At 63.5% G+C, this 24,071-nt stretch carries 24 protein-coding genes and 1 riboswitch; of the genes, 18 read left to right on the top strand and 6 right to left on the bottom strand.

Features of this window, described 5'->3' with window-relative positions:
• Positions 1-257 precede the first annotated feature (257 nt).
• From ASD68_RS09880 to dusB, 17 genes are all read left to right on the top strand, one after another.
• Complete coding sequence (locus ASD68_RS09880) at positions 258-752, top strand: toxin co-regulated pilus biosynthesis Q family protein (protein WP_235578734.1); 495 nt, start codon at positions 258-260, stop codon at positions 750-752.
• The gene (locus ASD68_RS09885) at positions 752-1,627 is read left to right on the top strand and encodes a type IV secretion system protein (protein WP_056606215.1); all 876 of its coding nucleotides are present in this window, start codon (positions 752-754) and stop codon (positions 1,625-1,627) included. The genes ASD68_RS09880 and ASD68_RS09885 overlap by 1 nt, the downstream gene beginning before the upstream one ends.
• Positions 1,624-2,391 carry a TrbG/VirB9 family P-type conjugative transfer protein gene (locus ASD68_RS09890; RefSeq protein ID WP_056606217.1) on the top strand — a complete coding sequence of 256 codons (768 nt, stop codon included), beginning with the start codon at positions 1,624-1,626 and terminating at the stop codon, positions 2,389-2,391. Before ASD68_RS09885 ends, ASD68_RS09890 begins: the two co-directional genes overlap by 4 nt.
• Entirely contained in the window at positions 2,388-3,548 is a 1,161-nt protein-coding gene (locus ASD68_RS09895) for a TrbI/VirB10 family protein (protein ID WP_056606219.1), read from the top strand. Before ASD68_RS09890 ends, ASD68_RS09895 begins: the two co-directional genes overlap by 4 nt.
• Before the next feature lie 37 nt (positions 3,549-3,585).
• Positions 3,586-4,617 (top strand): P-type DNA transfer ATPase VirB11, encoded by a 1,032-nt coding sequence (gene virB11, locus ASD68_RS09900; RefSeq protein ID WP_056606221.1) that lies wholly within the window; start codon positions 3,586-3,588, stop codon positions 4,615-4,617.
• A 12-nt stretch (positions 4,618-4,629) separates the two neighbouring features.
• Positions 4,630-5,574, top strand: coding sequence for a lytic transglycosylase domain-containing protein (locus ASD68_RS17475; protein WP_200945395.1), 945 nt, complete (start codon positions 4,630-4,632; stop codon positions 5,572-5,574).
• A gap of 136 nt (positions 5,575-5,710) precedes the next feature.
• A complete protein-coding gene (locus ASD68_RS09910; RefSeq protein WP_056606227.1) occupies positions 5,711-6,106 on the top strand; it encodes a TrbC/VirB2 family protein in 396 nt (131 codons plus the stop codon).
• Positions 6,099-6,407 carry a VirB3 family type IV secretion system protein gene (locus tag ASD68_RS09915; RefSeq protein WP_056606230.1) on the top strand — a complete coding sequence of 103 codons (309 nt, stop codon included), beginning with the start codon at positions 6,099-6,101 and terminating at the stop codon, positions 6,405-6,407. The genes ASD68_RS09910 and ASD68_RS09915 overlap by 8 nt, the downstream gene beginning before the upstream one ends.
• 51 nt (positions 6,408-6,458) lie before the next feature.
• Positions 6,459-8,948: a VirB4 family type IV secretion/conjugal transfer ATPase gene (locus ASD68_RS09920; protein ID WP_056606233.1), complete on the top strand. Its 2,490-nt coding sequence runs from the start codon at positions 6,459-6,461 to the stop codon at positions 8,946-8,948.
• 24 nt (positions 8,949-8,972) lie between these two features.
• Positions 8,973-9,731 carry a hypothetical protein gene (locus ASD68_RS09925; protein ID WP_056606236.1) on the top strand — a complete coding sequence of 253 codons (759 nt, stop codon included), beginning with the start codon at positions 8,973-8,975 and terminating at the stop codon, positions 9,729-9,731.
• 58 nt (positions 9,732-9,789) lie between these two features.
• Positions 9,790-10,899, top strand: a complete 1,110-nt coding sequence (locus ASD68_RS09930; protein WP_235578710.1) for a type IV secretion system protein — start codon at positions 9,790-9,792, stop codon at positions 10,897-10,899.
• Complete coding sequence (locus tag ASD68_RS16620; protein WP_082546027.1) at positions 10,899-11,414, top strand: DUF4189 domain-containing protein; 516 nt, start codon at positions 10,899-10,901, stop codon at positions 11,412-11,414. The genes ASD68_RS09930 and ASD68_RS16620 overlap by 1 nt, the downstream gene beginning before the upstream one ends.
• 59 nt (positions 11,415-11,473) lie before the next feature.
• Positions 11,474-11,812: a hypothetical protein gene (locus tag ASD68_RS09935; protein WP_056606239.1), complete on the top strand. Its 339-nt coding sequence runs from the start codon at positions 11,474-11,476 to the stop codon at positions 11,810-11,812.
• 154 nt (positions 11,813-11,966) lie between these two features.
• Positions 11,967-13,337 carry an FAD-linked oxidase C-terminal domain-containing protein gene (locus tag ASD68_RS09940; protein ID WP_056606242.1) on the top strand — a complete coding sequence of 457 codons (1,371 nt, stop codon included), beginning with the start codon at positions 11,967-11,969 and terminating at the stop codon, positions 13,335-13,337.
• Between the two features lie 20 nt (positions 13,338-13,357).
• Positions 13,358-13,942, top strand: coding sequence for a uracil-DNA glycosylase family protein (locus ASD68_RS09945; protein ID WP_056607469.1), 585 nt, complete (start codon positions 13,358-13,360; stop codon positions 13,940-13,942).
• A gap of 218 nt (positions 13,943-14,160) precedes the next feature.
• Complete coding sequence (locus ASD68_RS09950; RefSeq protein WP_056606246.1) at positions 14,161-15,438, top strand: nucleoside permease; 1,278 nt, start codon at positions 14,161-14,163, stop codon at positions 15,436-15,438.
• A gap of 40 nt (positions 15,439-15,478) precedes the next feature.
• Positions 15,479-16,465, top strand: a complete 987-nt coding sequence (dusB, locus tag ASD68_RS09955; RefSeq protein ID WP_056082435.1) for a tRNA dihydrouridine synthase DusB — start codon at positions 15,479-15,481, stop codon at positions 16,463-16,465.
• A gap of 4 nt (positions 16,466-16,469) precedes the next feature.
• Here the strand turns inward: dusB and ASD68_RS09960 are convergent, their stop codons facing one another.
• From ASD68_RS09960 to ASD68_RS09985, 6 genes are all read right to left on the bottom strand, one after another.
• Entirely contained in the window at positions 16,470-17,255 is a 786-nt protein-coding gene (locus tag ASD68_RS09960; RefSeq protein ID WP_056606250.1) for an ABC transporter permease, read from the bottom strand.
• Between the two features lie 65 nt (positions 17,256-17,320).
• A complete protein-coding gene (locus ASD68_RS09965; RefSeq protein WP_056082441.1) occupies positions 17,321-18,526 on the bottom strand; it encodes an ABC transporter substrate-binding protein in 1,206 nt (401 codons plus the stop codon).
• A gap of 72 nt (positions 18,527-18,598) precedes the next feature.
• Entirely contained in the window at positions 18,599-19,429 is an 831-nt protein-coding gene (locus ASD68_RS09970) for an ABC transporter ATP-binding protein (RefSeq protein WP_082546028.1), read from the bottom strand.
• Positions 19,430-19,437: 8 nt separating this feature from the next.
• Positions 19,438-19,602, bottom strand: a complete 165-nt coding sequence (locus tag ASD68_RS09975; RefSeq protein WP_007081516.1) for a rubredoxin — start codon at positions 19,600-19,602, stop codon at positions 19,438-19,440.
• Positions 19,602-20,717, bottom strand: coding sequence for an acyl-CoA dehydrogenase family protein (locus ASD68_RS09980; RefSeq protein ID WP_056082447.1), 1,116 nt, complete (start codon positions 20,715-20,717; stop codon positions 19,602-19,604). Before ASD68_RS09980 ends, ASD68_RS09975 begins: the two co-directional genes overlap by 1 nt.
• Positions 20,718-20,738: 21 nt before the next feature.
• Positions 20,739-21,281 carry a carboxymuconolactone decarboxylase family protein gene (locus ASD68_RS09985; RefSeq protein ID WP_056606256.1) on the bottom strand — a complete coding sequence of 181 codons (543 nt, stop codon included), beginning with the start codon at positions 21,279-21,281 and terminating at the stop codon, positions 20,739-20,741.
• Positions 21,282-21,463: 182 nt separating this feature from the next.
• Positions 21,464-21,630, top strand: a riboswitch (cobalamin riboswitch).
• A 135-nt stretch (positions 21,631-21,765) separates the two neighbouring features.
• Between ASD68_RS09985 and metE the strand changes: the two genes are divergently transcribed.
• The gene (gene metE / locus ASD68_RS09990; RefSeq protein ID WP_056606259.1) at positions 21,766-24,057 is read left to right on the top strand and encodes a 5-methyltetrahydropteroyltriglutamate--homocysteine S-methyltransferase; all 2,292 of its coding nucleotides are present in this window, start codon (positions 21,766-21,768) and stop codon (positions 24,055-24,057) included.
• Positions 24,058-24,071: the final 14 nt, after the last annotated feature.

The following is a 24,071-nucleotide window of genomic DNA, read 5'->3' on the forward strand; positions in this document are numbered from 1 at the left end:
TATATTCACGGCTCCAAAACCGGGGCACGTTCAGCGGCTTTGTCGCCGATACACACGACGAAGTTTCCGCCGACCGGGGGCTTGCACGAACGTGCCCGACTCAACATGCAATTCGTGGCGCAGCTAGGGACCGGCTGTCGCAACGGTGAATCGGATTCGGGAAGGCCTTTCCCGGACAGGGGGATCGAATGGAATCGACGTGCGGGAGCTTGTTCTCCACCACCATCATGGCGAATCGGGAAGTAGCGACCGATGGCATCAGCCGAACCCGTCGCACCTCCCGTCCTTGCAGCTTCATCTTCAGGACCGGCCTGATCATCGCGGCTGGCGCCCTGGCCGCGTGCGGAACACCTCCCGCCAAGAACTTCGGTGGACGCTGGAAGGCCGTCAATCATTTTCAGGCACAACCCACCGAAATTCCGCTGGTCGCGGACTACACCTATTACGCGGCACCGATGGATGGAACGCTCAAGACCATGCTGGTGCGTTGGGCAAACGACTCCGGGCGCGAGCTGTCCTATCAGCTTCCCTTTGACGTCACCCTCTACACGCCGGTATCAAGTATCCGCACTACCAGCATCGACAGTGCCGCGCAGCAGCTGACACAGATCTACGCCGCGCAACACGTGCACGTTTCCGCAACCGATCAAAAAATACTGGTGCTCGCTTCCGACGCCGCCAGCCGTGGCAGCCCTCATCCGAAAATCGCTTCAACGGCACCCACTCCGGTCGAACACGCGGGTGCCAAGTGATGCCGAACAAGAAGCCTTCCACCGGTCGGAAAGTCGACGAAGCGGTTTCCAGGTCCGTCAATTTCGAGCTGACCCTTGCCGACATCGCCCGGCGCAGTGAACGACGAGCGTGGTACGTGGCGTTCGCTGCCATGGCGATGGCACTGATTCTTGCCGGCGGCTATTTCTACATGCTGCCGTTGAAGCAGAAGGTCCCTTATCTCGTCATGGCGGATGCCTATACCGGCACCGCCACCGTCGCCCGCCTCGATGGCGATTTCGCCATGCGCGGCATCACCACACGTGAGGCCGTCAACCGCAGCAACGTCGCCCACTTCGTGCTGGCCAGGGAGTCCTACGACCAGGCCCTGGTGAACCTGCGCGACTGGAAAACCGTGCAGACGATGGCGTCCGGCGGGGTCAAGGCCGAATACATGGCGATGTTCTCGTCGACCAACCCGGACAGCTGGGTCAAGCAGTACGGGCCGTATCAATCCATCCGGATCAAGTTGCTCAGTATCCAGCTGGTGGGTGGCGGTCGTGGCAAGACGCCCCGGGGCGCGACCGTGAGGTTCCAGCGCAGCCTTTTCAACAAATCGAGCGGGGCGACCCGGGCGATCGACAACAAGATCGCCACCATCGAATTCACGTACAAGCAGAACCTCGAAATGGATGACCAGAACCGCATCGAAAACCCGCTGGGATTCTGGGTCACCAGCTATCGCGTGGACGATGATTACGCCACCGCGCCACCGGCGGAGATTCCCGGGCCGCCCATCGCATCAACAGCTGGCGCGCAAACCGACATCGCCCCTGCGGCGCCGGCGGCTACCGCCGTTACCCTGCCAGGGCCGGCGATGGCCACTGACTCCGCCACGGGAGCATCACGCCAATGAATCGATCGGTCCTCTGGCGTCTTGGAGCCATCCTGTGCATCACCGCCACCGCCGCGCCTTCAGCGGCAACGGCACAGGTGCTGACGCGTTATCAATTCAAGCCGGACAGCATCTACCCGGTGAACACCGGCCTGGGCATCACCACCCAGATCGAGCTCAGCCCCAATGAAAAAGTACTCGACTACAGCACGGGTTTCAGCGGCGGCTGGGACCTTACCCGCCGCGAAAACGTGTTCTATCTGAAACCCAGAAACGTGGACGTGGACACCAACATGATGGTGCGTACCGCCACGCACTCGTACATCTTCGAACTGAAGGTGGTGGCCACGGATTGGAAAACGTTGGCGCAGGCCCGCCGCGATGGCGTGCAGTACAAGATCGCCTTCAGCTACCCGGCCGACACCAGCTTCGCCAATCAGAAGAAAAAGCAGCTGCAGGCGACGGCGCAGAACAGCGCCCTGTTGCCCGACCGCAGCTACAACTTCAATTACGACTACGCCACCAAGAGCAAAGCAGCCCCATGGCTGATCCCCGCCAACGTTTATGACGATGGCCGCTTTACGTACATCCGGATGAGTGACCTGAAGGCCTTTCCCACCGGCGACTTCCCTGCCGTCTACATGCGCGAGCAGGAGAAGAGTGAGGACTCGCTGGTGAACACCACGGTGGAGGGCAACACCATCGTCGTCCATGGCACCTACAACTATCTCGTCATCCGCCACGGCAGCGACGTGGTCGGCCTGCGCAGGAATACCAGAAAGTGAATACTCCCCCGTATCCCGACGGCGAGCGCATGGGCAACGACGCGGCGGCTCCAGCCAACCCCTACGCCAACCATTACCAGCGCAGCGCCGAACCCGACCTGGACGCCAGCGCCCCCTCGCTGCAGAGCAGCGAACTGAGACAGATGAACCGCCGCGCACTGTTCCTGCTTGGCGCGGTGGTGCTGTTGCTGTTGTTCCTGGCGTACTGGATGGTCAGCGGCGTCGGCAAAAAGGATGAACCTGCCAAGCCGCGCGAGGAAAAGGTGACGGTGGCGGACGCCCCCACATCGATGGCCTTGCCGCCACTGCCTCCCGCCGCAGCGCCAGCGGCGCCAACACCGCAGCCGGCTCCTCAACCCATCCCGCTGTTGCCTACCTCGACAGCCATGTCGGCGAGGCCGATGCCGGCGGCGCCCAGTGGCCCCACCTTGTTGCAGCGGCGCATCGCCGCCAGCAGCATCGATACCGGCGGTGGCGAACCGTCCAACCCACTCGCGGCAGCGGGGATCGTCGGAAAGAAGCTGCCTGGCGATGTTGATTCAAAACCCACCAGCGCCCAATCGCTGCCGCACCCCGACACACTGATGCAACGCGGAACCTACATCCGCTGCGTGCTGGAGACGCGCATCGTTTCGGATATCCCCGGTTTCAGCACCTGCCTGGTCACCGAGCCCGTCTATTCCTTCAACGGCCACACCTTGCTGCTACCCAAGGGCTCGAAGTTGTTGGGCAGTTACAGCGGCGGCCCCACGGGCGATCGCGAAGCCGTGATCTGGGATCGCATCATCACGCCCACCGGCATCGACGTGAACATGTCCAGCCCCGGCATCGACAACCTCGGCGGTGCAGGCCTGCCCGGCTATTACGACGCCCACTGGGGCAAGCGCATCGGATCGGCCTTGCTGATCAGCCTGCTCAGCGACGCCTTCAAGTACGAGGCCGCCGAACACGGGCCGCGCAACACCACCATCAGCAATGGCCTGGTGACCCAGACCCCGTTCGAAAGCAACACCGCCCAAACCATCCAGAACCTGGCCAATCAGGCCGTGCGCGAGGCCGCCAACCGGCCGCCGACCGTCACCATCAACCAGGGCACGGTCATCTACGTCTACGTGACCAAGGATGTGGATTTCAGCGGCGTGGTCGCCCGCTCCTGACGCCATCGTCAATCAACGGAATGACAGAAAGCACGTAATGGAAGACGTCACCACCCACATCTCGCATGACTTTCTCGACTACCAGTACGAGGTGCTGGGCGTGCGCGAATACATGGCATCTGCCGACGTCACCGAGATCTGCATCAACCGCCCGGGCGAGCTCTATCTGGAGAGCCGCGGCAACTGGCAGCGGGTGGAAGTACCCACGCTCACCTTCGAGCGGGCGCGGCAGTTCTGCACCGCGGTGATCAACGAAAGCAATACCGGCCAGCGCATCACTGACGTGGATCCGGTGGTGTCGCTGACCTTTCCCACCGGCCAGCGCGCCCAGTTCGTGATTCCACCGGCCTGCGAAGCGGGCTTCGTCTCGATCACCATCCGGCTACCGTCCAAACAGCTCAAGACGTTGCAACAGTACGAAAGCGACGGCTTTTTCGACCAGATCGTGGAAATAGGTCACGGCCTCAGCGAGTTGGACACCCAGCTCCTGGAGCTTCGCGCCGCACGCCGCTACGCGGACTTCTTTCGCCAGGCCGTGCTGGGCAAGAAAAACATTGTGGTTTCCGGCGCCACCGGCAGCGGCAAGACCACCTTCATGAAGTCACTGGTCAACCATATTCCCGCCGATGAACGTCTGGTCACCATCGAGGACGCGCGCGAGCTTTTCATCGACCAGCCCAACGTGGTGCACCTGCTTTATTCCAAGGGTGGGCAGAGCGCCAGCAACGTTACCGCCAAAAGCTGCATGGAAGCCTGCCTGCGGATGAAACCCGACCGCATCATCCTGGCGGAGCTGCGCGGTGACGAGTCGTTCTACTTCATCCGCAATTGCGCCTCGGGCCACCCCGGCTCCATCACCAGCTGCCACGCCGGCAGCACCGAGCAGACCTGGGACCAACTTGCGCTGATGGTCAAGGCCTCGGCCGAGGGCGCCGGGCTGGAATTCAACACCATCAAGCGTTTGCTGATGATGACCATCGACATCGTGGTGCACATCAAGGCGCACGGCGGGCGCCGCTGCATCACCGGCATCGACTTCAACCCGCAGCGCGCTCACGAGGAGCACTAAATGCTGCCCGGGATGGAAATGCTGGCCTGCCCCAACCTCGCGGTCTCGCCCGAGGTGATGCAGCACATCGTGCATGTCGAATCCAGCGCCAACCCCTACGCCATCGGCGTGGTCGGCGGCCAGTTGGAGCACCAGCCCGGAAGCCTGCCCGAGGCGTTGGCGACCGTCCGGATGCTGGACGCCAAGGGTTACAACTTTTCCCTGGGTCTTGCCCAGGTGAATCGCGCCAACTTTGATCGCTACGGACTCGATTCCTACACGAAGGCCTTCGACGCCTGCGCCAATCTTTCGGCCGGCGCACGGATTCTGGCGGACTGCCATACCCGCGCGCACGGCGATTGGCCCAAAGCCTTCAGTTGCTATTACTCGGGCAATTTCACCACGGGTTTCCGCGACGGCTACGTACAAAAGATCTACGCGTCGATCGACCACCAGGCCGGCAAACAGGTGAACCCGGCCGGTGCCTCACCGGCACCCGTCGGAACCACTGCGCGGCGCGCGCCACCAGCGGCCACACCGATGAATGTGGTGACAAGCCGCCATGTCGATCTCAAACCCGTCACCGTCTATGCCCCCCGCGAAGCCAACTATCGCGTGACTCTACGCAGCATGGCGATCGACGCCGCCGCTGCAGCAACGGTACCAGCGACTGCGGCGATGGCCGGCGCCCCCTCACCAACGCGGACGCCAACATCAGATGGTGGCAGGACTGCGTTGCCGGCATCCCGCCAGTCGAACGTGCCGGGAAAGCCGACTTTCCCCCAGCGGCCGGGCGCGGCCGACGGCGGTTCACCCGATGACGCCGTGTTCGTGCCCGAGGTGCGTGGACCTGATGATTTGCCTGGCATCTCCGCCTCCGCCCGAACCCGGATCACGGCACAAACAGGGCGTTCCAATCCCGGCGTTGATCCCGCCAACCCACGCCAGGAGCAGCGCGATGCCGCTTTTGTCTTCTGACGGGGCCAGACCCAGTCCATCCCATCACATTCTTTCCAACCAGCGTGCACCTCGGTTCGCGTTGTCCTGGCCTCACGGCCGTCCAAGCGTCACGGGGCAACCCGGGACTTCAATCATCAAGAAAAGGAAAACTTAGATGGCCATCCAATCACCCAACGAAAGCATTCTCCACTCGCAGCGCACGCGTCTTTTCATGGTCATGTGCATCATGGCCCTTATCGTGATGCCCGGTCTGGCGCTTGCACAGGACGCAGGCGCAACCATCGATACAACCTGCAACTTCGCCTCGAACATCCAGAAGATCCTCAATGCGCTGTCCATCGTCGTCGTCACCATCGCCGTGATTTTTTCCGGCTATCAGATTGCCTTCGCGCACAAGCGCATTGGTGATGTCGCACCCGTCATGATCGGTGCCGTGCTGATCGGCGCCGCCGGACAGATTGCCAAGATGTTCCTGGGTACCAGCGCGGGAGCTGACGCCTGCAAACCGACGGCGGACCTGCTCACGCACATCCTCACCAACTATGTATAAAAACCCGCTATTTCGCGGCTGCACCCGCCCGCCAATGTTCATGGGCGTGCCATATGTGCCCTTTTTCATGGGGGCGGGCGGGTGTTTTCTGCTGGCGGTCTACACCAACTTCTTCTATTTGCTGCTGCTGCCGGTGGTGATCTTCATCATGCGGCAAATGGCACGCCGCGATGAAATGATCTTCCGGTTGCTTGGCTTGCGCTTGCAGTTCCGCACGCGGGTAAGAAACCTGGGGGACAACGATGGCATGTGGGTATTCACCCCCAACAACCATCGCGGCCAAGGCAAGGACAAACCGTAGTTATCCCAGATGGCCTGGCCTTCAAGACCAGGCATCACCCCGGACCGGACCATGGCCAAACCAAGCTTTACACCCGACACCCCCATCGCGGAATTCCTGCCGTTGTCGACGCACGTCTCACCCACGGTGCTGAAGACGACCGGCGGGGATTTCCTGCTGGTGTGGCGCCTCGGCGGGCTGCCGTTCGTGGGGCGCGAAGAATGGGAGATCGAGCACCGCCACAACGGCTTCAACCGCCTCTTGCAGACATTACGGGCGCCGGATTTCGTCAACGTGGCGTTCTGGGTGCACGACGTACGTCGCCGTCGCCGCTTGAAGGATCACAGCCGCTTCCGCCAGAGCTTCAACCAGCAGATGTCCGATGCCTATTACGAGGCCTTGTCGACGCAAAAGCTGATGCAGAACGAGTTGTACCTGACCATGCTGTACCGGCCCATCGTCAGCGGCAAACGCTTCGCGGAAAAATCCAGCGATATCGGACGCCTGGAGTCGCAGCAGCTCGACGCCGTAAACACCATGCTGGAGCTGGCCGGCAACGTGGAAGCCGTGCTCAAGGACTACGCACCCTACCGCCTCGGCATGTACGAGGCGAGCAACGGCGTGGTGTTCTCCGAAGCGCTGGAGTTCTACGGCTATCTGCTCAATCGGATCGACGAGCCGGTGCCGGTACTTGACGCACCTGTCTACAACTACCTTGCCGTGAGCAAGCAGCGCTTCTCGGCCAAGACCGGCGATTTCGTCATCACCACGCCGGAAGGCAAGAATCACTTCGGTGCCATCCTCAACATCAAGGAATACACCGACAGCACCTACCCGGGCATTCTCAACGGGCTGAAGTATCTGGATTTCGAGTACGTCATCACCCATTCCTTCAGCCCCATGGGTCGGCAGGACGCGCTCAAGGCGCTGGATCGCACCAAGGGCATGATGGTGTCCTCCGGTGACAAGGCCTTCAGCCAGATCGCCGAGCTGGACCACGCCATGGATCAGCTGGCCTCAGGCAACTTCGTGCTGGGCGAGTACCACTTTTCCATGGCGATCTACGCATCAAGCCAGGAAGCGCTTTCGCAGCAGATCGCCACCACCCGCGCGGAACTGTCCAACGCCGGCTTCGTCACGGTGAAGGAAGACCTGGCCGTCACCGCGGCGTTCTACGCGCAGTTTCCGGGCAACTGGAAATACCGCACCCGGCTGGCCAACGTCAGCTCGCTCAACTTCCTGGGTCTGTCGCCCCTGCACAACTTCGCCACGGGCAAGAAGGAAAACAATCCCTGGGGCAACTGCGTCACCACCCTGCAGACAACCAACGGTCAGGCCTACCACTTCAACTTCCACGCCACCCACCCCGCGGAAAACTCGCTGGGGGAAAAGGCCATCGCCAACACCATGGTCATCGGCAAGTCCGGTACCGGTAAAACCGCACTGATCAACTTCCTGCTGAGCCAGGTGCAAAAGCTCGATCCGTCACCCACCATCTTCTTCTTCGACAAGGACCGCGGCGCGGAGATCTTCGTGCGCGCTTGCGGCGGCAACTACCTTGCACTGGAAAACGGCAAGCCCACCGGGTTCAACCCGTTCCAGTGCGAACACACCGAAGCCAACGTGCAGTTCCTGGCCGAGCTGGTGAAGGTGATGGTGGGCAAGAGCGTCTACAGCTCGCGCGAGGAAGAGGACATCTTCCGCGCCGTCGAAAGCATCCTCGACACCCCGATGCATCTACGCACCATGACCAACTTCCAGAAAAGCCTGCCCAACATGGGTGATGACGGCCTTTTCATCCGCATGCGCAAGTGGACGGCTGGCAATTCGCTGGGTTGGGTTTTCGACAACCCCATCGACACCATCGACCTGGAAAAAGCCAACATCATCGGCTTCGACTACACCGAGCTGATCGACAACCCCGAAGCGCGCGTACCCGTCATCAACTACCTGCTGCACAAGCTGGAAGCGCTCATCGACGGTCGCCCGCTCATCTACGTGATGGATGAGTTCTGGAAGATTCTCGATGGCAAGGGCGGCCTCAAGGACTTCGCCAAGAACAAGCAGAAAACCATCCGCAAACAGAACGGCCTGGGTATCTTCGCCACCCAGAGCCCCGAAGACGCGCTCGCCAGCGACATCGCGGCCGCCCTGATCGAACAGACGGCCACCATGATCCTGCTACCCAACCCCAACGCGAGTCGCGATGACTACGTGGGTGGGCTGAAGCTGACAGACGCCGAGTACCAGGTTGTCGTAAGTTTGGATGAGCGCTCGCGTTGCTTCCTGGTCAAACAGGGCCACGCCAGCGCCGTCTGCCAACTCAACCTGCGCGGCATGGACGACGCCTTGGCCGTGATCTCGGCCTCCACCGACAACATCGAGATCATGCACGAGGTGCTGTCACAGCGAGCCGAGGCCGAAAGCGTACCCGTCGACGCACTGACTCCCGAGCAGTGGCTCGGCGATTTCTACGAGAACCGCAAGGGCAGCGGCAAGGCCAGACCGATTCCGCCGCCGAGCCACACCCAAACCGCGCATACCGCCATCCAATCAACCTGACCCAAGACCGAGCGAGAAAACGCCATGAGCAAGCCAGTCCCTCGTTCCACCGGGCGCTACGCCGCTCTCACCATCGGACTGACGATCGCGGCGGTGGTAACCACATCGCCTGTGACAGCGCAGATTCTGGTTACCGATGGCGCATCGATCTCAGCGAACAATGCCGGTTTCGGGGCGCAATTGGCCAAGACCATCCAGCAATATGCGCAGCAGGTTCAGTCATACGCGACACAGGTTCAGCAATACGAACAAATGCTTACCAAGGTCATGAACCTTGGCACCGACTTCAGCATCATGCCGAACACCATGACGGAAATGGATGCGGGACCTTTAATTCAAGCCAACTGCAGCAGTAATAATGGGTCCATCATCGGCAACTTCGTGAGTCAGATTACTACTTCGCTGATGAGCCAGTCGGTCGTGAAAAGCCAGCAACAGATCTGCGCCGCAATCATCACCACCCAAGTGGACAAGTACAACACGACGGTACGAATGATGAAGCAGATTCAATCGAACCTGCCAGCAGTACAAAAGTTCACCGATCTGGCCAGCAGCTTCAGCAACCTCGGCGAAAGCAGCTCTGCCACCACCCAGATAAACAGCTACAGCGGACAACTATCTACCGCAATGAGCAACTGGAAGGCACACATGGATGCCGACGATGCCTATATCACTTCACTGCAACAGATGCAGGGCCTTCTGGCCAAGAAGGCATTGAACGGCAGCCACGTTAACTTAGGCGATATTGTGCAGGCTGCAGCATTCGCAGCGGCATTCAAATGAAATACCAACCGAAATCGCATCTACAAAGAACCAACGGTTTTACCTAGGATCACGCGTCATGGTCTATTTCGTCCTTATCTACAATTGGCTGCACGACAAGATCGACAGTTTCGGAGCCAATCTGATGGGCGCCGTGACCAGTTGGATGACGGCCCTCGCCCTGACCCTGGTCACCATCTGGATCATGATCCAAGGCTATCGTCTGATCACCGGCCAGTCGCGCGAGTCGATGATGGGTCTGGTGACCAGCATGGTGCGGGTCGTGGTGATCGTCACCGTTGCCACCACCGTCGGTGCCGCGGGCCACAACCTGCATACCCTCGTCACCACCGAGCTGACCACCGACATCAATCAATTGTTCACCGGCGACGACACCACGCTGGCACAGACCATCGACAAGAACCTCGCCTACACCCAACTGGCCATGGCGGCCATCGACACCGTACAGATACCGCCAGGCGATACCGAAAGTGCGTCAAGCAAAGCTCGCGCGCAGACGTTTGCCACCTTTGGCACCGCCAGCCCGCCCATGGCCGCCGCAGCCATGCTGCTGCTCTACGAAATCACCCTTGCCCTGGTGATCGGTCTGGCGCCACTGTTCATCATGTGTCTGATCTTCGAGCAGACCAAGGGCCTGTTCCAGAAGTGGCTGCTTTACGGCATCGGCACCCTGTTCTCCATGGGCGTGCTGGCCTTCATCAGCTCGCTGGTATTGCAACTCACATTGAACGTCGCCAAGGCACTCTGGGCTGCCGACATCATCAACGGCATCACCGGACTGGGCGCCGAAGGCTTCACCAACCAATCCATGCAGCAGGGCGGCATCGGCCTGCTGATGACCGTACTGATCGTCTCCTCACCTCCGCTGGCCGCGATGTTCTTCCAGGGGACCGTGGGCAACTTTCTTACTTACTCTGCATTTGGCATGGGTCATAACAGCAGGCTGGGACCGCAAGGGCAGCCGCCGGGATCGTATGGTGGTAGGCATAGCGGAGGGGGCTACGCGCCACCGACGTCGGGAACGGCGCTATCTAATGTGGGAAATCAAACGGGCGCTACCGGCTTCGACAATAGCCCCGGTGCTACTACGCGTCTACATGCAGCACTCAACCCCACCTACGCCGATACTATCAGGCCGGCACCCGTGCCGCCGACAGGAGGAGGGTGATGAAAACCAGTCGCTGGCTAATGTTCGGATTGCTCCTGCTATTGGGTGGTTTCGCGCATGCCGAGGGAAATTGCCCGCCTGGCTATTACCCGACCGGAGCTCCACAGGGTCAAGGTGGACCACAAAGTTGTGCCCCTATGCCTGGAGACGACAACCAGCAGCAGATGCAGCCACAAGCACTACCGCCCCCTCAATGGGTTAGCAGATGGGGGGCGATAGCGACCGATAAAGTCAAGGGGATTCTGGGTGCAGTAACCGGTTTGGCGAGCAAGAACGAAGCTCAACAAGCTGCATTAGCCGATTGTCAAGAAAAAGGCGGGTCACCCTGCAAACTTGAGATTGCCTACGACAATGAGTGCGCGGCGCTAGTTGTGGGTGACAACGGATACAACGTAGGCGCCGACGCCACACTAGACAAGGTCATTCAGTTGGGAATGAATATTTGTACCGACGCCAAGAATGCCAATTGCCACGTCTACTACTCCGGCTGCAGCCCACCGGAACGAATTCAATAGCAAGCCATAGATAAGTCTTTTCGTCTAAGCAAGCCACAAGCAACTACATCGGAGCATGTATGAAACTACACGCCCTATTCGCCATCTTCGTACTCGACACGGCGAGTTTGATCTTCACTCCCGCGTACGCCCAGACCGCAGATCCCTGCACTGTCTATATATGCATGGCCGGCATCTCCGGCGCGGGCGCAAGCGGCGGTCCGGCTTGCACTCCGTCCATTGCTTTTTGGCACACCGTTGCGCCTGCCGGCCTCGCCGTTTACGACGAAGAAGGTTTCGACGCACCAGCAAGCCTCGCCGCGCGCCAGACCTACCTGATGACCTGCCCCGGCGCTCAGGTGTCAAGCAACGCCGGCATCCTCAGCGCCATCATCGCCGAGTGGGGTAGTGTTCCTTGAGGGGAAAGCCGAGCCTGCGAGCCTGAATTCTCTCGATCTGACGCCAATAGAAACTCTCCTCGCTTCTGGTCGGGAGTTCCTGCAACGGCTGACGCGCCAGCTAAACCGGAACTCCGCCAAGGCTGCAGGAAGGGTTCAGCGTTAAACTTGGCCGATGCCGCTCCCGCCCGCACTGCTCACCACCCTCCACTCGACCTTCCCCGCCGACGCGCTTGCCGCCGGCGAAGCCGAGCGCATTGCCTATTCCTACGACAACTCGCGCCGGCATGCCTTGCCGGATGCGGTGGTGTTTCCGACGGAGCATGCGCAGGTCGAGGCGCTGGTGCGGGCGTGTCGGGAGCATGGCGTGCCAGTGATCGCGCGGGGCCGCGGCACCAACACTACCGGGGCCACGGTGCCGGTGGCCGGTGGCGTGGTGGTGAGCTTCGAGCGGATGAACCGGATTGTGCGCATTGATCCGGACAACCGCCTCGCGGTGGTGGAGCCGGGGGTGCTGAACGCGGATTTGCAGAAGGCGCTGGCGCCGCACGGTTTCTTCTGGCCACCGGACCCGAGCTCGGCGCCATGGTGCAGCGTGGGTGGCAACCTGGCGTGCAACTCGGCGGGGCCGCGCGCGGTGAAGTACGGCACGCCGCGCGAGAACACGCTGGGCTTGCGTGCGGTGGCGGGCAGTGGCGAGGGTTTTCGTTGCGGCACTTACACCAGCAAGGGCGCGACGGGTTACGACCTGACCCGGTTGCTGATCGGCTCGGAGGGTACGCTGGCGCTGATCACCGAGGCCACGTTGAAGCTCACGCCGAAACCCTCTGCGGTGCGCACGTTGCGCGCAACTTATCGCGATGTGGGCAGCGCGGCGCGGGCGGTGGCGCGGATCATGGCGCAGCCGGTGACGCCGTGCGCGCTGGAGTTCATCGACGACGTGGCGTTGAAACTGGCGCATGCGCATGGCGGCGACAGTGTGCCGCTGGCCGGTGCGATGCTGATGATCGAGGTGGATGGCGAACCGGCCACGCTGGACAGCGCGGTCGATGCGGTGGCTGCTGCCGCACGCGGCGACGGGCTGGAGGAATTGAGAGTGGCGCAGAGCGCCGACGAGACGCGCGCGCTGTGGGCCGCGCGCAAGGCGTTGTCGCCGGCGCAGCGCACGATCTCGCCCAACAAGATCAACGAGGACGTGGTGGTGCCGGTCAGCCATCTGCCTGCGCTGGTCGACGGGATCAAACGGTTTGCGGCGAAGCACGATGTTTTGATCGTGACGTTTGGCCACGCGGGCAACGGCAACCTGCACGTGAACCTGTTGCCGCGCGACGACGCCGAGCGCAAGCGCGCGCATGCCTGCCTGGCCGAGGTGTTTGCGCTGGTTATCGAGCTGGAGGGCACGCTGTCGGGCGAGCACGGCATCGGCCTGGCGAAGCGTGAGTTCATGCCGCTGGCGGTTCCGGCCACCACGTTGGAATTGATGCGCAACGTCAAGGCGGCGTTCGATCCCGATGGCATCCTCAACCCGGGCAAGTTGTTGCCGTGAGCACGGCGTTGCCCACGAAACTGGAGCGCCTGCTTCGCGAGATTCGCGCCTGCCAGATCTGCGCTGCCCACCTGCCGCATGGCCCGCGACCGGTGCTGCAGGCGTCGGCCACGGCGCGCTTGCTGATCGTGAGCCAGGCGCCGGGACGCAAGGTGCACCTGAGCGGCGTGCCGTTCGACGACGTCAGCGGCGACCGCTTGCGCGAGTGGGTGCAGATCGATCGCGACACGTTCTATGACGCCAGCCGCGTGGCGGTCGTGTCGATGGGTTTCTGCTTTCCCGGCAGCGCGCATGGCGGCGATCTGCCGCCGCGGCCGGAGTGTGCGCCCACGTGGCATCCGCGACTGCTGCCGTTGCTGAGCCAGGTGCAACTGACCCTGGTGATCGGGCAGTACGCGCAGATGGGCATGCTCGGCGTACCGCGCGGCACCCGGCTCACCGACACCGTGCAGCGCTGGCGTGACTATCTGCCGAGCGGGCGGTTGCCGCTGCCGCACCCCAGCCCGCGCAACCGGCCCTGGGTGATGCACAACCTGTGGTTCGAGGCGGAGCTGCTGCCGGTGTTGCGCCAGCGCGTGGCCGCCGCGCTGGTGGCGCCACGCTGAAGCGGGTCTTGCATAGTTCCAGTAACTCCTCATTCCAACGGGAGCTGGAATCCAGTAGCTCTGCTTTTCAAAAGCTTGAAGGCACTGGATTCCGGCTTGCGCCGGAATGACGGGCTTTTGGCATCCCTGAAACGGCACCACTGCGCTGCAGCGTGCCTTGCCGGTTTCGGGCCGCTTCTCTAACCTCCAAAATTTTATGGCCGTGTGCCGGATATCAGATGAGCATCAAGCTGCGCCTCGTGGCCATGAACTTCCTGCAGTTTTTCGTGTGGGGGGCGTGGCTGATCACCATCGGCGCCTACTGGTTCCAGTATCGCCATTGGTCAGGCGCGCAGTTCGGCGCGATCTTTTCCACCATGGGTATCGCCGCGCTGTTCATGCCCTCGCTGATGGGCGTGATCGCGGATAAATGGCTGAACGCGGAAAAACTCTACGGCCTGCTGCACATCGGCGGCGCGGTGGTGTTGTTCATGGTGCCGACGATCGACGACCCGAACACGCTGTTCTGGGTGATGTTGCTCAACATGATGTGCTACATGCCGACCCTGTCGCTGGCAATCACCGTTGCCTACAACGCGCTGAAGGAAAACGGCGCCGACGTGGTGCGCGTGTTTCCGCCGATCCGGGTGTGGGGCACGATCGGTTTCATCGCCGCGATGTGGACGGTGAGCCTACTGCACCTGGAAACGTCCGGCGGCCAGTTCCGCGTGGCGGCCGCGGCCGCGTTGCTGCTGGGGCTTTACGCGTTCACCCTGCCGCCCTGCCCGCCGCGCCTGCGCAGCACGGCGCGGCGCTCGTGGGTGGATGTGCTGGGGCTGACCGCGTTCAGCCTGCTGCGCAACCGCAAGATGGCGGTGTTTTTTGTTTTCGCGATGCTGCTCGGTGCGGCCCTGCAGTTGACCAATGCCTACGGCGACACCTTCCTGCACGACTTCGCCAACGTGGACGCGTACCGGGGCATGCTGGCGGTGCGTTATCCGGCGATCATCATGTCGATCTCGCAGGTATCCGAAACGCTGTTCATCCTGGCGATTCCGTTCTTCCTGAAACGCTTCGGCATCAAGACGGTGATGCTGATCAGCATGGTGGCGTGGGTGCTGCGTTTCGGCCTGTTCGCCTATGGCAACCCGGGCAACGGACTGTGGATGATCGTGATGTCGTGCATCGTGTACGGCATGGCGTTCGACTTTTTCAACATCTCCGGCTCGCTGTTCGTCGAGGGGCAGAGCGACCCGTCCATCCGCGCCAGCGCGCAGGGCCTGTTCATGCTGATGACCAACGGCATCGGCGCGATCCTGGGCAGCTCGATCAGCGGCTGGATCATCGACCTCTGGTTCACCGCCGCGGACGGCGCCAAGGACTGGCGCGGCATCTGGCTGACCTTCGCGGCCTACGCGCTGGTGGTGGCGGTGCTGTTCATGATCTTTTTCAAGCACCGGCATCATCGCGAGGGCGAGGCGGTGCCGCTGCCGCCGGAAGGCACGCTGCGGGTCTGAGCTGCGACCGCCGATCCAGCGCTGCCGCTACAATGGGCCGATGCGTATCGGCCCCTACCTGATCGACCCGCCGGTGGTGCTCGCCCCCATGGCGGGCGTCACCGACAAGCCGTTCCGGCTGCTGTGCAAGCGGCTGGGCGCGGGCCTTGCCGTGTCGGAGATGACCACCGCCGATCCGCGCCTGTGGCATACGCGCAAATCGCTGCAGCGGATGGATCACGACGGCGAACCGGAACCGGTCAGCGTGCAGATCGCCGGCTACGACCCCACGATGCTGGCCGAGGCGGCGCGTTTCAACGTGGCCAACGGCGCGCAGCTGATCGACATCAACATGGGATGCCCGGCAAAAAAGGTATGCAACGTGTGGTCCGGCTCCGCGCTGCTGCAGGATGAGCCGCTGGTGGCGCGCATCGTGAAAGCCGTGGTGGACGCGGTCGAGGTGCCGGTGACATTGAAAATCCGCACCGGCTGGAACCGCGACAACCGCAACGCGCTGAATATCGCCCGCATCGCCGAGGATGCCGGCATCGCCGCACTGGCCGTGCACGGTCGCACCCGCGCCGACAAATACGAAGGCGAGGCGGAGTACGACACTATCGCCGCGGTGAAGGCGGCCGTGCGCATTCCGGTACTGGCCAATGGCGACGTCTGCTCGCCGCAGCAGGCGAAACACGTGTTGGATGTCACCGGCGCCGATGCGGTGATGGTGGGCCGCGGGGCGCAGGGGCGGCCGTGGATCTTCCGCGAGATCGCCCATTACCTGGCCACCGGCGAACTGCTGCCCGAGCCGACGCCGGCCGAGGTCGCCACGATCCTGCTGGGCCACCTCGACCAGCTTTACGCGTTCTACGGTGAACAGCAGGGCGTGCGCATCGCGCGCAAGCATCTGGGCTGGTACGCGAAGGACCGACCCGAAAACGCCGCCTTCCGCCAGGTGGCCAACCGGGCCGAGACCGCTGCCGAGCAACGACGGCTGACGCGCGATTATTTCGCCGCGCTTGGCGACGCCAGCGCGCTGGCGGCCTGAGGCTTCAATCGGTGCCGGCAGGCACCCAGTGCCGGTGCAGCCGCTGCGCCAGCGCGTCCAGCAGGAAACCCAGCGCACCGATCAGCACGATCGCGGCCATCAATTCCGAATAGGCCAGCCGGTCGCGCGTGTCGAGGATGAAATAGCCCAGGCCGGAGCTGACGCCCAGCATTTCGCAGGGAATCAGCAGGATCCAGATCATGCCGATGGCGACCCGCACGCCAGTGAGCACGTGGCCCAGAGTGCCGGGCACCACGATGCGCCACAGAATTTCGCCGCGAGTGGCGCTGAGGCTGCGCGCCAGCAGCAACCAACGCGGGTTGAGCTGACGCACGCCCGCGGAGGTGTTGAGGATGATCGGCCACACCGCCGTGATGGTCAGCAGGAAATAGATCGGCGCATCGCCGATGCCGAAGATCATCACCGCGATCGGCATCCACGACAGCGGCGAGATCATGCGCAGGAACTGGAACGCACCGCTGGTGCCGCTGTCCAGCGCGCGCGAACTGCCCACCGCCACGCCGATCGGCACGCCCAGCGCCAACGCCGCCAGCAGGCTCACCATGACGCGCTTCAGGCTGGTCAGCGTGTGCCGGGTCAGCTCGTTCCGTGCCAGCAGGTCGTACAGGCTGTGAAAGGTATCGCTGGGGCTGAGCGCGCCGGCCAGCGGCATGCTCTTGCCCAGCACGTGGATGCCCAGCGACCACAGCACCAGCAGCACGAACAGGCCGAACAGGCTCAGCCCGATGCGGGCGCTGGAACGGTGGAGGGGAATGCTTGTTGCGTTCATGGAGTTGCAGCCTGCATGCGGACGCCGCGCCATGCGGCGAGCGGCGGCGGCATGGCGTTACGGGTTCAGGTGGTGATGTGTTCTTGGCGGGTGAAACCTTCGGGCAGGCCGAAGGCCGTCATGCCGCCCAGCCCGGCGATTGCCTTCTTCACGAAGCGGTCGTCGACCAGGTCGCGCGCCACGAAGGCGGGGTCCAGCCCGGGCAGGAAGTCGTTCTTGCCCTCGACGTAGGTGGTCTTGAGCATCGACACCAGGGTTTCGGTGTAGCTGGGGAACGGGTACGGCTGGAAGTCGATGCGGTGCTGCTTCCACTCCGGATGGTGGATCGCACCCGACGCGATGTAGGCCGCGTCATCGGACGGCGGCGGCGCCAGCACCTTGGCCAGGGTTTCGTAGCTGTGCGGGGTGTAGTGGTCGGCGGCGTCCTTGGCCAGCAGATGCGAAGTGTCGTCGCGATGGTCGCGTGCCCAGGCCTGCGCCTGCACGATGCCGTTGACCACTTTCTGCGACCACTCGGGGCGCTCGTTCAGATCGCGCTCGTGCATCTGCACAACGCAGCAGGCGTGATCCTTCCACACATCGCCGGTGAAACGCAGCACCTTGCCGACCTTGAGTATCTCGGCCAGCGCCACGAAGGGTTCTGCCACGATGTAGGCGGAAATCTGCCCGCCGGCCAGCGCCGGCAGCATGTCCGACGGCGCCATCACCACCAGCTTGACCTGTTTGGGCCCGGGCGTGCCGCTGCCGATGGACTCGATGCCGCGGGCTTTCAGAAGATGTTGCAGCACCACGTTGTGCACCGAATACCAGAACGGGATCGCCACCGTGGTGCCGGCCAGGTCGTCCAGCTGCTGGACGTCCTTCTTGACCGTCATCGCCAGCGCGGAGCCGCAGACGTGGTTCCACGCCACCACCTTCGCCGGCGCCTTGCTGCCGTAGCGCGCCCAGACCGTCATCGGCGACAGCATGTGCACGACGTTCACCTGGCCGCTGAGAAAGGCCTCCACGATCTGCGCCCAGCTGCGGAACATGCGCGGCTTCTCCACCGACAGTCCCTGTTTCTGGAACAGGCCGCGCTGATGCGCCACCAGCAACGGCGTGGCGTCGGTGATGGGCAGGTAGCCGATGCGCACGGGCGCATCGGGTTCGGCCGCCACGGCGCGGTTGAAGCCCTGCAACAGCGGCAGCGCACCGGCCACGGTGAACATCGCCGAAAGCTTGAGGAAGCGTCGGCGGGAGGCAGTGCTGTCGGAATCGTGGTCTGTGGTCATGACGGCTCGATGATCGGATGGGGTACCGAGGGGTTGCGGAAGGAAATCACCGCGGCGATTTTCTTCCGTCGCTCACGCCACGGCGCGCTGGAGCTCGGCGGGTGGTGAACCGGCGCGGCGGGCATCGCGCAGCGCCTGCACGATCTCCACGCGAACCCGGGTGAGTTCAGCAGCGACGGCATCGCGCGGATGCGGCTGCTCGATGCGCCACTCGCCGATCAGCCCGCCCGGCTGGCCGCCCAGCAGCACGATACGGTCGGCCAGCACCAGCGCCTCGTCGATGTCATGGGTCACCAGCACCGCCGCCGTCTTGTGGCGCGCGGTGATCTGCTGCAACAGGGTCTGCATGTCGCCACGGGTGATTTCATCCAACGCACTGAACGGCTCATCCAGCAACAGGATTTCCGGCTGGCGCGCCAGGCAGCGTGCCAGCGCCACGCGCTGCGCCATGCCGCCGGACAATTCACTTGGGTAGTGACCCAGCGCGTGCTGCAGGTCGACCTCGGCGATCGCATCGCGCACCCGCTCGCGCCGTGTCTTGGCATCGAGCACGGGTTGGTGACGGAAATCCAGGCCAAAGCCCACGTTCTCTTCCAGCGTCAGCCACGGCAGCAGGCACGGGTCCTGAAACACCAGGCCCACCCGCGGATGCGGCCCTTTCAGCGATTCACCATGCACCCGCACACCGCCGTTGTCCGGCGTCTGCAGGCCCGCCAGCACGCGCAACAGGGAGGATTTGCCGACGCCGCTGGGGCCGAGCACGGCCACCACTTCACCCGCCTTGAGCTGTAGCGAGAAATCGCGCAGCACCACGTTGGTCGCGCGCCCGGCATGGCCGTAGCTCAGCGCGATGTGGCTGGCTTCCAGCACGGCGGGATGCAGCATTGGGGTGGGCTTGCTCATGCTTGCACTCAATTCGGTACCAGGAAGAAATCGTCCTTGCTCACGCCGCAGTCCGGGCAGCTCCAGTCATCGGGAATCGACTCGAACGGCGTACCCGGCGCGATACCGTCCTCGGGCATGCCTTCCGCCTCGTCGTACACGAAGCCGCATGGCCCGCACATCCACTTCGCCATTACGCGGCCTCGGCTTGCTGTTGCCGCTGCTCGAGATCGCGGATTTCCTTGCGCAGATGCTTCAGCGCCGGCGTCACGATGGCCACGAAAACCGCCTCGCGCAGCTGGCGCTGGGCTGGGTGGCGCATCAGGTAACCACGCGCACCCGCATGCAGCACCGCCGAGTTGGCCGCACGCAAGGCCAGCTCCGACGCGGCCGCGCGCAGCTTCAGCACCGGCAGGATGGCGACTGCGCCGGCCTGCGCCTGGCGCGACAGCGCATCGGCTTGCGTCTGCAACGCCACCAACTCGGCCTGCAGATCGGCTTCCTGATCGTCCAGCAGAGCATTCACGTGCGCATGGGTTACGTTGCTTTCGCGCAGCGTTTTCAAACAGCCCTCGACCACGCCGAAGCCCATACCTGCCTGACCCAGCACGAAGCCGGCCTTGATCCGCGCCATGAAGGCCTCGAACTGTTCCGGATGCGCCAGCACGCTGTCGGCGCCCACCGCCACGTTCTTGAAACGCAGGTTGAGCGTGCTGGTGCCTTCCATGCCCGAGAAATCGGGGCACGGGTGCAGCTCCAGCCCTTGCGCACGGCCTTCCACGGCGAACATCAGGTAACCGCCGCCTTCGACCGCCGCGGCCACGATCACCAGATTGTCGGCGCCGGCGTTGGACACCCATGGCAGCACGCCGTTGACCACATAACCGTTGCCATCGCGACGCGCGTCAAGACGGATCTTCTCGATCCCGGCCAGATGCTTCACCGCATTGGACATGCCGGTACCCGCCAGCAGCGAGCCGCTGGCGACCTTGTCCAGATAGCGCTGCCGCACCGCGGCCGAAGGCGCATGTTGCAGGTACCAGGCGCAGGTGGACTGGCACCACACCAGGAACGCGGTGGAGCCGCAGACGCGGCCCACCTGCGTGGTGATGGCGATCTGCCGCGGGAGATCGAGCGCATACGCATCCGTGCCGGTCGCGCCGAAACCGCCCAGCTTGCCCAGCTCACGCATGAAGTCGACCGGATAGAAGCCTTCGCGATCGATGCTGTCGGCCAGCCGCGACAGCGACGCGTCGACCAGCGTGGCGATCGCCTGCAATGACGGGTTGTGGTTTTCGGACGGGCTCATGCCGTTCCCTCCGCTGATGACTCAGGCGTACGGTTGCAGTTCGGGGTTGATCGGGGTCTTCGCCAGGTTGTTGGCGTAGTTGCACAGCGTGGCCAGGCTCACGCCCAGCACCACTTCCAGCGCCTGGCCCTGGTTGTAGCCGGCGGCGAGGAACGCCTGCAGTTCGTCGTCAGACACCTGGCCACGCTCCTCGATCACGGCCAGCGTGAACAAGGCCAGCGCGTTGAGCTTCGGGTCATCCAGCGCCTGCTTGGCGCGCAAGGCCTCCAGCAAGGGCTCGGGCATCTGCAGCTTCTTGCGCGCGATGGCGGTGTGGCCGGCGACGCAGAAGCCGCAACCGTTGCGGGCAGCGGCGGTGATCTGGATCACCTCGCGCTCGGTGTCGGACAGGCTGTTGCGTGCATTGATGGCGCTGACGGTCTGGTAGGTCTCGATCGCGGTGGGCGCATTGGCCAGCACACCCAGAAGATTGGGCACGAAACCGCTGTTTTTCTTGGCGGCGGCAAGGCGCGGGCCGGCTTCTTCCGGGGCGCTCTCGATGGTCTGGATGGCAATGCGGCTCATGGACTTACCTTTACTAATAGACGGCTAGACGTCCGTCCACCTTATCCTGCGGATCGCCGTATCACAAAGGATCGGTTTCCATGTGCTTATAACCAACGAGCATGGTCGTGGCGGTGGGTGACGAGTAACGGGCAACGGCCCGGACGGAATTGACATGGATCATTGATTCGCCCCTTCCGCACCTCTATTCTGCGCTCGCTGGTTCAGATATCTCTCTATTCGAATAGAAAGATATATGGCAGGGAATCCCGGTTCTGAAGCCGGAGCTGCCCCGCAACGGTAGGTGGACGCGACGTTTTGAGACGCGTCCACGAGCCCGAATACCTGCTCCAGCCGGAAGCGTTCGCGCTTCCGCCCGACTTGGTCCGGGCGCGCCATCACGGCGCCCGGCTCGATCGCCCGCGGGGGCGAAGGTCGCGGGGCGGCGGACATTGCCCCACTCCTTCGTTCCTCTTTGCTCACTGTCTGCAAGAGGAATCACTACATGTCACAAGTCACCTACTCCGGTTTTCCGCGCATCGGCTTGAAACGCGAGCTCAAGCGCGCGCTGGAATCCCACTGGCGCGGCGAAATCACCGCCGACGCCCTGCAAGACACCGCCCGGGAATTGCGCCAGCGTCACTGGCAACTGGCATCCAGCGCCGGTGTCGACGTCGTCCCCTGCAACGATTTCAGCCTCTACGACCACGTGCTGGACACGGCGGTGTTGTTCGATGCGATCCCGGACCGCTATCGGCCGGTGTTTGAATCTGGCCATCTGGACGGCTATTTCGCCATGGCGCGCGGCCACAAGCGCAACGGCCATGACCTGCACGCGCTGGAAATGACCAAATGGTTCGATACGAACTACCACTACCTCGTGCCGGAGCTGCAGGCGGGCCAGCAGTTCCGCCTGGCCGGCGACAAACCCGTGGCCGAATTCCTGCAAGCGCGGGCGCTGGGGCATCAGGCGCGCCCGGTGCTGCTGGGGCCGGTCTCGTTCCTGCTGCTGGCCAAGGCGGTCGACGGCAGTGACCGGCTGGCGCTGCTCGACGCGTTGCTGCCGGCTTACGTCGAGCTGCTTGGCAAGCTGACCGCCGCAGGCGCGACGTGGGTGCAACTGGACGAACCGTGCCTGGTGCTGGATCTTGATGACGAGGCGCGGGCTGCCTACCGCCGCGCGTACGCCGCACTGGCCACAGCGGGCGGCCCAAAAATTCTGCTGGCCAGCTATTTCGGGGCGCTGGGCGACAACCTGCAGTTGGCCGCATCGCTGCCCGTCGACGGCCTGCATGTCGACCTGGTGCGCGCGCCAGGCCAACTCGACACCGTGCTGGATGCGCTGTCACCGACACAGGTGCTCAGTGCCGGCGTCATCGACGGCCGCAATATCTGGCGCAGCCGGCCGGACAAGGTGCTGGCGCTGCTGCGCAAGGCGCAGTCGCGGATCGGTGACGAGCGGCTGTGGCTGGCGCCGTCGTGTTCCCTGCAGCATGTGCCGATCGATCTGGAGGCGGAAACCGCGCTCGATCCGGCACGGTGTGCCTCCATGGCCTTCGCGCGGCAGAAGCTGGAGGAGCTGCGCACCTACGCCGACGCCCTGGCCGGACAGGCCGAGGCCACGGCCGCACTGGCCGCGCAGCAGGCATTGCTGGATGCCCAGGCGCAATCGGCAGGCGTGGTGGATGCCGGCGTGCGCGCACGGCTGCGCACCCTCAGCCCGCAGATCGCGCTGCGTCGTTCGGCCTACGCCACCCGCCACGCCGCCCAGGCCGAGACACTGAACCTGCCACCGCTGCCGACCACCACGATCGGCTCGTTCCCGCAGACCGACGACCTGCGCAAGGCCCGCGCCGCCCACCGCGGCGGCAAGCTCAGCGACGTCGCCTACGACGATCTGCTGAAGTCGGAAATCGCCCGGGTGGTGCGCTTCCAGGAGGCCATCGGGCTGGACGTGCTGGTCCACGGCGAGCCCGAGCGCAACGACATGGTCGAGTATTTCGGCGAGCAAATGGATGGCTATCTGTTCACCAAGCTGGGCTGGGTGCAGAGCTACGGCTCGCGCTGCGTGAAGCCGCCGGTGATCTGGGGCGACATCGTGCGGCCGGCGCCGATGACGGTGGCCTGGTCCAGCTATGCGCAATCGCTGACCAGCAAACCGATGAAGGGCATGCTGACCGGGCCGGTGACGATGCTGCAATGGTCGTTCGTGCGCGACGACCTACCGCGCGAAACCGTGTGCCGGCAGATCGCGCTGGCGCTGCGCGACGAAGTGCACGACCTGGAGGCGGCAGGCATCCAGCTGATCCAGATCGACGAGCCGGCCTTGCGCGAAGGCCTGCCACTGCGTCGCGCGGAATGGCCGCATTATCTGGCGTGGGCAGTGGAATGCTTCCGCATCACCGCCGGTGGCGTGCGCGATACCACCCAGATCCACACCCACATGTGCTACTCGGAGTTCAACGACATCATCGAGGCGGTGGCGGCGATGGATGCCGACGTGATCTCGATCGAGACCAGCCGCTCGCGGATGGAGCTGCTCGACGCGTTCGTGCGGTTCCGCTACCCCAACGGCATCGGCCCCGGCGTCTACGACATCCATTCGCCACGCGTGCCCGACCCGGCCGAAATGCTGGAATTGCTGCGCAAGGCGCTGGACGTGCTGAGCGTGGAGCAGCTCTGGGTCAACCCCGACTGCGGCCTGAAAACCCGCGGCTGGCCGGAGGTGGAAGCGGCCCTGCGCGGCATGGTCGGCTGTGCCCGGCAACTGCGCGGCGAGTTGGCTGAAAAGGCGTAGCGCGTCCAGGGCAC

It is taken from the genome of Rhodanobacter sp. Root627, assembly GCF_001427835.1.
GTDB classification, from domain to species: Bacteria; Pseudomonadota; Gammaproteobacteria; order Xanthomonadales; family Rhodanobacteraceae; genus Rhodanobacter; species Rhodanobacter ginsenosidimutans.